The sequence below is a fragment of the Cohnella phaseoli genome (assembly GCF_003386235.1).
Classification (GTDB): domain Bacteria; phylum Bacillota; class Bacilli; order Paenibacillales; family Paenibacillaceae; genus Cohnella; species Cohnella phaseoli.
Genome location: NZ_QRDZ01000010.1, coordinates 245,252 through 254,955 on the forward strand (window position 1 = coordinate 245,252; position 9,704 = coordinate 254,955).

Sequence of the window (9,704 nt, forward strand, 5' to 3'; positions counted from 1 at the left end):
TTCATAGTTCTTTCATAGCTGTCTGCTATGCTGGTTTGTATCCAAAACTAGGCAAATCCTTGGTTGATTAAGAAAGGGAGAACATGATGAGAAAATCAGCTTTACTTGTGAAAAAGGGCTGGCGGATAATGGTTGTTCTGGCGATGCTGAGCGGTTTATGGTTGTCAGCGCCGCAATTGGCTTCGGCAGATACGAAATTGGATGAATTGACAACAGGAAATGGTCCATTCCGCACGGCAGTGAATCCGATCACGAATCAAATTTATATCGCGAATGAACAAGACAGTTCCATAACCATCGTAGATGGCGCGACAAATAAAACGAGGGTAGTCAACACCTTGAGCCATCCAACCGCAATCGCGGTGAATGCGGTGACGAACAGAATCTATGTCACCCATCCGGATGATGACAAAGTGAGCGTAATAGACGGTGCCGGCAACGTGATCGCGGTGATCGATGCGGGGGATGGCCCGATTGACATCGCGGTGAATGCGGCGACGAACAAAATCTATGTCGCCAATATGGCCGGTGATGATGTCGCAGTCATAGATGGCACGAACCATACGACGGAGACGGTTGTTGCGGGGGACGAGCCTTATCGAATCTCTGTCAATGCTGTGACAGACAAGATTTATGTTGTGAATAAAGCGAGCGATAATGTCACCGTCATAGACGGCGCGGACAATTCGACGCAGACCATAACGGTGGAAAGCTTGCCCAATGCGGTCGCGGTGAATCCGATCACGAATAAGATTTACGTCACGAATCAAGGCGACGATTCGGTGACCGTCATAGACGGCGCAGACAACTCGACGGAGCCGCCAGTAGCGGTGGGAGACGCGCCTGTACACATCGCGGTAAACCCGGTGACGGATAAAATCTACGTGGCGAATCAAGGCGACAATTCAGTGACTGTCATAGACGGCACAGATAGCTCGACGGAGTCGGTAGCGGCGGGAGCCAACCCTCAATTCATCACGGTGAACTCCGTTACAAATAAAATCTATGTCGTCAATCTTCTTGGTGCAGAAAATATTACGATCATAGATGGGGCAAGCAACACGACCAAGGAGATCGCAACGGGAGACGGCCCATATGGGATCGTGGTGAACCCGGTGACGAATAAAATCTATGTAACGAATCAGAACGACGATACGGTGACCGTCATAGAGGGGACGGATAATAAGACGGAGACGGTAGCGGTGGGAGACGCTCCATACGCGGTCGCTGTGAATACGATTACGAACAAAATCTACGTCCCCAATTACTACAGCAGCACGGTGACTGTCATAGACGGCGCGGACAATACGATTGAGACGGTGGCCACAGGCGGCTCTTATGATCTTGCGGTGAACGAAGTGACGAACAAAATCTATGTCGCCAATATGGGTGAAAATACGGTTACCGTTATAGACGGTGTGGACCTTTCTACGGAAATTGTAGATGTGGGTAATAGTCCATATCACATTGCGGTGAATCCGATCACGAATAAAATTTATGTTGCGAATAGTAACAGCGATTCGGTGAGTGTCATAGATGGCCTGACTAACGAGGTGGAGACGGTCGTAGCGGGTGATAGTCCCTATGGGATCGCGATAGATTCGATCAGGAACAAAATTTATGTCAGCAATACCGACAGCAACGATGTCACCATTATCAACGGTGCGGACAACACGACAGAGACGGTAGCTGTAGGCGCGACTCCTTTCGAGATTGAGGTCAATTCCGTTACGAACAAAATCTATGTCGCCAATCAAATGAGCAGCACGGTGACCGTTATTGACGGAGCAGACCATACGACACAATCGGTCGCAACCGGAAGCGGTCCTTCTTTTCTTGAAATTAATTCCAAGACGAATAAAGTCTATGTCTCGGCGGAATTCGGCGATACGGTGACCGTCATAGACGGCGCAGACAACTCGACAGTTACACTTGCAATGGGAAGCAGACATCGGGATATCTCGATAAATCCGGCAACGAATAAAATCTATCTCAACAGTTCCATGTCTATCGGCTCCGTTACCGTCATCGATGGCAACAGCAATGCGATGGAGACGATAGCTGTGGGGAAGATGCCCGGAAGAATCGCAGTGAATACGGCGACGAACCGCATCTATGTTGTCAATCAAGCCAGTGACTCGGTGAGCGTCATAGATGGCGCCGGTCGTACGTCGAGTAGTCCATTGCAGGTTGAAATTGTACCTTTGCCAGGCCATGTCGCAAGCGGAATAAATAACGCGTGTACCTTCCGTATTACGAATGCTTATCACCCGAATCCCGCTAAAGTATTAGGTGTATATTACCAGTTGGATGAGACGCTGGGAGAATGGAAGCGGGCGGATGTGTCCGGCGAAGACTGGGCGGCGACGGTGTCCTCGGCCACCTACGGTCGGCATGTGCTCTATGCGCTGGCGCTTGAGGCACAAGGGGACGGGGTAACAGCCGGAATCGCAAGCGCGTATGCGTTCAACGTGATGCCGGAGAACACGATCAGTCCTAGCGTTGCGAGCTTCGACAAATACGCTGGCGCGGTGGAACATGCGGATATCACGACAACGTTAACGTTGCACGGTTACCCGCTCGCGAGCATTGCCAGCGATGCAACGACTCTTGTGCGTGATACGGATTATTCGGTAACGGATAGTACGGTCACCATCAGGAAGGAATTTCTTGCCGCTCAGCCGACCGGCACGGTGAACCTGACATTCACATTCGGCTCGGGAGCGACGCTGACGCTCCCGATAAACGTAATAGATTCGACGCCTTCGCCAGGGTTGAGTGCGATTGCAGGGGATGGGCAAGTCGTACTGAATTGGAGTGAAGTGCCGGATACCGTGACCTACGAGGTATATGGAGGAACGGCTTCCGGGGTGTACGGTGCTGTGCCGATCGATACGGTTAGCGGTTCGACAACCAGTTATATGGCAACCGGTCTAACGAACGGCACGACATACTACTTTACGGTAGTCGCGAACCGTGCTTTGGGAGACAGCGTCTCTTCCAATGAGGCAAGCGCAACGCCGCGAGCGGACAATGCTGGCATTGACCCTACTGCACCATCCGGGCCAGGCCCGGTCGATCAGGTGGAGCCTAAGAAGGATATTGAACCGAAGACAGAGGTTTTCATCGATAAAGGGATCATTGTCATCCAGGTGGCTCCGAAGGATATCAAGGAAGTGAAGCAGGAGGAGGGCCGTCCCCTCGATCAAGTGGTATTGCCCCAAGAGGTGGTGGACAAGCTTCCGAAATTGCTGAAAACCGTAGAGCGTCCGCTCGTGCGCATCCTCATAAACGACCATAAGTCAGGCGTGAATCTACAGTTGCCTGCCGATCTGTTAGGGGAAGCGATGTCGGTTCGTTCCGATGTGACCTTCGAAGCTCGTTTGAACGGCTCGAGCTTTCAATTGGAAGTGAACGTGCTGGATCTGAAGCAATTGGCGGACAAGCTTGGCGTCGACGTGAAAGATATGAAGGTGAATATTCTCATCCGGACCTTAACGGGATCGGAGCGAGAAGAGCTTGTGACAGTTGCTCGGAAGCAAGGCATGACATTGCTCAGCGAAGCGGTGGAGTTCCGCTTGTTCGTAACGGGCGGTGGACAGATGCTGGAAATTCGCGACTTTGGCGGAACGTACATGATGAAGTCCATCGTATTGGATGCAGGGATGGCGAAACGAAATTATACGGCTGTATTGTACGATCCTGACGCGCAATCATTTACGTTCGTTCCAGCGGTCACCTCGAATGATAGCGACCGCGGCTCGGAATCTGTGATGCGGATGCCGCACAACAGCATCTATGCGGTGATGGAGTCGGCTCCAATTACGTTTGCCGATATGCAAGGGCATTGGGCGAAATCTCAGGTTGAACAGATGGCTTCGAAGCGGATTGTCAGCGGCGTGTCGAAGACGGCTTATGCGCCGGACCGCGCGATTACCCGTGCGGAGTTCACGGCATTGCTGGTGCGGGCGCTCGGTATTCGCACAGAAACCGCGGCTACCGGCAATGTGTTCAAGAACGTTGCGGCAAACGCATGGTATGCCTCTGCGGTAGAAGCAGGAGCAAGAAGCGGACTGGTGAACGGATTAGGCGAGTCGCGATTTGCGCCTGATGAGCGGATTACGCGGGAACAAATGGCGGTGATGTTGACGAATGCGCGCGTCTTGGCGACTGGGCAGACGACTGGCACTAGGCAGACGACAAACTTGCCAAGCGGATTTAGCGACGCGGCAGAGGTATCGCCTTGGGCCAGGGCTGCGATCGCGGAAGCTGTCGCTGACGGCATCATTCAGGGAATAACGCCGGATCGGCTAGCGCCGGCGGAATCGGCCACACGAGCGCAAGCGGCAGTGATGCTGAAACGGCTAATGGAGGATATCGGATTTCTGGATCATTGACATGTGATCATCGACTGTCCAAGAGAGACAGCCGTACCTGCACACATACAAGTGCAGGTACGGCTTTTCTGGTGTTTGCATGTGGTGCTGAAAACCACTTTTTTTGCGTACGAAGGATGGTCGGTAGAGACAACGCAACTTTCCAAATTCAAAAACGTCTATGTTCTTATAGACTCAAATGAAGGGAATGGGACCAAAATGAGGAAGTTGGTTCATGCAGGAATGGTGCTCTTGCTTATTTTGGCTATGTTTGGGTGCACGAGTACCAAGGATAAGCCTGTGCCGACAGAGGAGAGCCATAAAGTCGATGTGATTCCAGAGAGTCCGCCCGCGTCCGCAGACCCCACAGACCCCGCAGACTCAGAGGCTGAAATACCCGTTTTGCCGCTTAAAGAATATGTGGAGCTGCCGGCGAAGCATTATGTTGAGGCAATAGAAGCGCTTAGCGACAGTGAACTGCGAGTGAAATTAACGGATATGCAGACAGATATAGAAACGAATCGTTCCTATTGGGCCCTGATCGATATGAACACTAAAACTATCACAAAAACGGACGATATAGTAGAGGAAATGCCTCCAGGACATTGGGAAGTGGAAAGCCCAACTGGAAAGTGGATAGCGGAGTGGGATATGAATACTCCGGGCATCTGGGGCATAGCTACGGATACGGGAGACAAGACGCAATGGACGGACAGCGACGGAGACAGAAATCCACTCTGGCTAAGCGATGGGAGCGGTTTTTACTATTTGCATTCAACGGGTGTCAATTTGGGGGATGGCGCCGGGTTTGAAGCTACGCTAGCGTATTATGACATTGCGACACGGAAAAGCACGGTTCTTTCTTACGAAAAGGGGTTTTGGGGCGGACTCAGGTGGCTTGTTCCTGATGTAAGTATTGTGGCTACGAATGGATTTGACGATGTAATTGGATTGAAGATTATTCATTTACCAGAGGGTACAGAAAAGCAGATTATAGACACGTCGAATTTAGACTATTTGGATTATGCGATTCATAAAGAAGCGGGCCAATTGCTCATAACGGACTACGGGAAGTTTGCTTGGTACGACTGCAAAGGAGACATTGCCAATCTACTGGAATGGCCTGTCGAACTGGATGAATCCACGCGAAAGAATCCCAATTACGTGGAGGGCGGAAACCCATACGAACAACCGTTTTATGAAAGTGGCGTGAATGGCGGACGTGTGGGCCCTCATGGCTTGCAGTTTTCGCCAGACGGAAAGCACCTTTCATACTTACTCGGTGCGATTGGGGAAAGTATCGATGACAAGGTGCCTGGCGTAAAAATGGTTATCAGCCATGTCGATGGGACAGACCCTGCTTTGGTATTGGACGATTACGTGCGAATGGACAGGGATTATGTTTGGAGCCCATCGTCGAAACGGATATTTATCGCATTCTCGACAGATGAGGCGAGAGAACGGACTTATATTGGGCGAATCTCAGTTGAATAATGCCGAGTGAAGTATTATAGCTTTAAAGGGGATCTATCATGGACATTAAGATTGACTGTAAGGATGTTCTGCTAAGAGAATTCAGAGCTGCTGATTTAGAGCCTTTTCATTCTCTCACCTGGCAACCGGAAATATACGAGTATTTACCTGGCTGGAACGTATCGAAGGAACAACGAGAAGATTGGCTGCTCAACTATGAAATTCCGGAGAACAAACAGTTTTTTAAGGCAGTCGCGCAAGGAGAAGACATTGGCGATCTTCGTCTCCGCTTAGGCATTATTTTGAAAGAGACGGGAGAATTGATCGGTTGGTGTTGTTCGGGAATAAAGGACGAATTGCCCCCGCCCAACCGGGAAATCATGTATGCCATCTCGAAAGATCATAGAGGTAAAGGATATACGACTCAAGCTGCGCAAGGCATGATTCATTATTTGTTTACGAATGCGAACGTTGAGGCGCTTAGCGCTATTGCTCTAGTCATGAATGTTCCATCGAATAAGGTCATACAAAAATGCGGTTTTCATTTTAAGGGGACGATCGAGCTGGATGACGAGAAATATAGCTACTATCAACTTGAGAGGAAGGATTGGGCGGGGAAGCTTTAGGACGGATCGAATGGACTTGTAGCGGATGATACTCGGAGCCTCCTTCACAACGAAGGAGGCTTTCGACGTTTGCATCAATCGTACGCACGCATACTCGCAATCATTTTGTCGAAGTAGAGGTCGATTGCGGAGTCGTCTTCGTCGATCCATTTCTCGTAGAAAACCTGGTGCTTCACCATCTTGTAGAAATCCATCAGCGCCTGCTTCATCGTGATGTTTTGCAGCATCAACCACTTGGGGTCCAACAGCTTTCGGAAAACAAGATCGACCTGGGTGAGATAAATGCGCGTATGGATCGGATAAAATACGCCAAGCTGAATGCCGCTATCGAAGTAGTCGGCCAGCTTGTTTTTGCATAGCTCTACGGCTTGCCCCAGCTTGGACGACAAGTTAGGGTAGGTTGTGTTCAGATCCTGAAGCAGTACATCTGTCAAATAAAAGGACAGCTTAATTGTGAGCTTAAACGCTTGTGTGAAAGATTCATTGTAGAACTTCCGTTCTTCTGCGGACGGCTGCGAGAGCGGCTCCGGGGATAACGTCGGGGGAGCCTCCGACAGCATCTGATTGGACACGAACAGCACGAATTTATCGATGATACATTCCGCGATTTCGTCTTTCGAAGCAAAATATTTATACATCGTCGCTTTGCTAATATCCATATATTTGGCGGCATCGTCCATTTTTAACGGACTGAAGCCGTACTTTTGAACATAGGGCATCAAGCGCATGACAAGCTTCTCCCGTTTATCGAAAAACGGATCGCATTGGGTTTCTGACATTTCGCAACACCTCCTGACTGACCAACTTTAGGGCGTGTATGCAAACCCGCTCAGGGGCATCTTCCACCTCCCCTGCTTCGTCACTTTTGCTTGACGTACCCCCGGTACGCCTTCACAAAAGTTCCTTGCATGGAACGAAAATTCGGCCAAATCTGCTATCTTCGGAGTATGCATACACGCCCTAGTATAGAGCATCTCTCCAGGAATATAAACACTGTTTACTAATTGTACTTTTTTTATTTATTTAGTTTACTTTGTATAATGAGATGTGCTATTTTAGTTGCAAGCAAATGATTACCTTGGAGGAGATGTAAATGTCAGCCGAAACCCATGCAGGTGAGTCCTCATCTATCCGTTCGCTTCTTGCGCCGTTGATCGCGATTGTCGTCGGGTTGTTTATGGTCATCTTGGATACAACGGCAGTCAATGTCGCCATTCCGGTGCTGGCCGATGATCTGCATAGCTCATTAAGCCTCATTCAATGGACGATCACCGGTTATTCGCTAGCTCAGGCCATCGTAATTCCGATGGCGGGTTGGTTCTCCGATCGTTTCGGGGCGAAGCAGACTTTTATCGTATCGATTATTTTATTCACCGTGGGTTCGATTCTTTGCGCATTCGCCGGCACGGCGGAGCAGTTGATCGCCTTCCGAATCGTGCAAGGGCTTGGCGGTGGAATGGTCATGCCAATCGCCTTCGCGATGACCTACCGGATCAGTCCTCCCGAATCGGTGGGGAAGATTATGGGGATGATGGGAGTACCGGTACTGCTGGCCCCGGCGCTTGGGCCGGTTGTATCCGGGTATCTAGTAGATTACGTCAATTGGAAATGGATATTCCTGATCAATATTCCGGTTGGGATCGTCGGGGTGCTGTTGAGCGTTCTGTACTTGCCAAAACTCCCGAAAAAGGCTTCGGCTCCGCTTGATTACGCGGGAATCGCGATTGCGCCGCTTGCTTTCGGCGGGCTGTCATACGGACTGAGCGAAGCAGGAGAAGGGTGGTCTTCCGCAAAGACGATCGCCGGTCTGGCCGTAGGCGCCGTGGCGATGATTCTATTCGCCGTCATCGAGCTTCGGCGCAAGAAGGAGCCTTTGCTGGAGCTGCGGGTTTTCCGTTCCGTACAATTTACTCGCGGGATCGTGGTACAGTGGGTGATGCAATTCTCCATGTTCGGACTGATCTTCGCCATTCCTTACTTCATGCAGCGTCTGATGGGAATGAGTGCGTTCGAGGCGGGATTATGGACGTTGCCGCAGGCATTAGCCTCGGCCGTCATGATGCCGTTTAGCGGACGGCTGTTCGACCGGATCGGCGCGCGTCCGCTAGTCGTCGGAGGGCTGGTATTGGTCACGGTTGGCGCTTATCTGCTCTCGTTTATCGATCCGAGCGATAGTCCGTGGTTGTTCTTGATTCCACGCATGCTAATCGGGTTCGGAACGGGAATGTCTTTCATTGCCTTGAACACACATCTGATCCAGACGGCGCCCAAGGAATTGGTCGGCAAGGTGACTTCGTTGACAAGCGCCGCGCAGCAGGTCTTCGGATCGTTCGCCATCGCGGGATTAACAACGCTGCTAGTTAATCGAACCAGCTATTATGCGGGCAAAGGCGAGGCGCCTATTCCGGATGCGATGTCGCACGCGTTTCATAATGTGTATCTATTGATCGCTATCCTCGCGGCTGCCGGGTTGCTGCTGGCGCTCACGCTTAAGCGACCTGGCAAGGAGCAAGAAACTCAGCCGACGGTTATGATGGATGCAGGCGTTTAGTGAGCAGGGCTGGTAGGCTTGGAATAAGGTGTAGCGAGGAGTTAGGTAGGAACTTACTTGTTTACAGAATAAATCATCGTGGTATAATTTAGAGAGATGTAAAGTTAGAGGAGCCGTGCGCTAACACGACTCCCCACAACAGCCGCTTTTAAGGGCGGTAGGCTTCCGGATAAGCGATTGAAAATAAACCGCAGCCTTGGGTGAGGGCGGTTTATTTCTTTTTAAAGAATGAAAGTATAAGTACGATTAGGGTCGCAAATGAAATCATTAGCGCCAAAGCATCCTTAACCTCCATGGCATTACCTCCCTTCCGGGAGATAGCCAACCGCCCTCAAAGCCTATACTGTTGTACCTCCGATCATACCATATTCTGTTGAAAGAGCGAAAAATATGTCGCTCTTTTTTGATCTATCGGAAAGTATAAAATTCGCTAACTTTTCTGCATGACGTAGGGGTGTAAATGTTTTTCATTCACCATTTGTACGATATATCGTATAAACACTTCTATTTTCAGGGGGATGTAGCCACTTTGTGTGGTTGGTCGTACAAAATCGGTGCGACCCCCTAATTCCGGAGTCTTCCATATCAAACCGACTCATGTCGCAGTTATGCTCTTTATTTCACGTTCTTTCTCGGCCAGAAGAATTTTGACCGGTCATCTAGACTCATGACCCATTC

At 50.2% G+C, this 9,704-nt stretch carries 6 protein-coding genes; 4 read left to right on the plus strand and 2 right to left on the minus strand.

Annotated elements, in window-relative coordinates:
• Positions 1-83: 83 nt before the first annotated feature.
• From DFP98_RS14965 to DFP98_RS14975, 3 genes are all read left to right on the plus strand, one after another.
• Positions 84-4,397 carry an S-layer homology domain-containing protein gene (locus tag DFP98_RS14965; RefSeq protein ID WP_116061412.1) on the plus strand — a complete coding sequence of 1,438 codons (4,314 nt, stop codon included), beginning with the start codon at positions 84-86 and terminating at the stop codon, positions 4,395-4,397.
• A 198-nt stretch (positions 4,398-4,595) separates the two neighbouring features.
• Positions 4,596-5,870, plus strand: coding sequence for a flagellar basal body L-ring protein FlgH (locus DFP98_RS14970; protein WP_220377109.1), 1,275 nt, complete (start codon positions 4,596-4,598; stop codon positions 5,868-5,870).
• 38 nt (positions 5,871-5,908) lie between these two features.
• Positions 5,909-6,475, plus strand: a complete 567-nt coding sequence (locus DFP98_RS14975; protein WP_116061414.1) for a GNAT family N-acetyltransferase — start codon at positions 5,909-5,911, stop codon at positions 6,473-6,475.
• A gap of 74 nt (positions 6,476-6,549) precedes the next feature.
• Here the strand turns inward: DFP98_RS14975 and DFP98_RS14980 are convergent, their stop codons facing one another.
• On the minus strand, positions 6,550-7,203 hold the full coding sequence (locus DFP98_RS14980; RefSeq protein ID WP_425455535.1) for a TetR/AcrR family transcriptional regulator: 654 nt from the start codon (positions 7,201-7,203) through the stop codon (positions 6,550-6,552).
• A 365-nt stretch (positions 7,204-7,568) separates the two neighbouring features.
• Between DFP98_RS14980 and DFP98_RS14985 the strand changes: the two genes are divergently transcribed.
• Positions 7,569-9,026 carry a DHA2 family efflux MFS transporter permease subunit gene (locus tag DFP98_RS14985; protein ID WP_116061416.1) on the plus strand — a complete coding sequence of 486 codons (1,458 nt, stop codon included), beginning with the start codon at positions 7,569-7,571 and terminating at the stop codon, positions 9,024-9,026.
• Between the two features lie 211 nt (positions 9,027-9,237).
• Here the strand turns inward: DFP98_RS14985 and DFP98_RS40230 are convergent, their stop codons facing one another.
• Complete coding sequence (locus DFP98_RS40230; RefSeq protein ID WP_371822914.1) at positions 9,238-9,321, minus strand: putative holin-like toxin; 84 nt, start codon at positions 9,319-9,321, stop codon at positions 9,238-9,240.
• Positions 9,322-9,704: the final 383 nt, after the last annotated feature.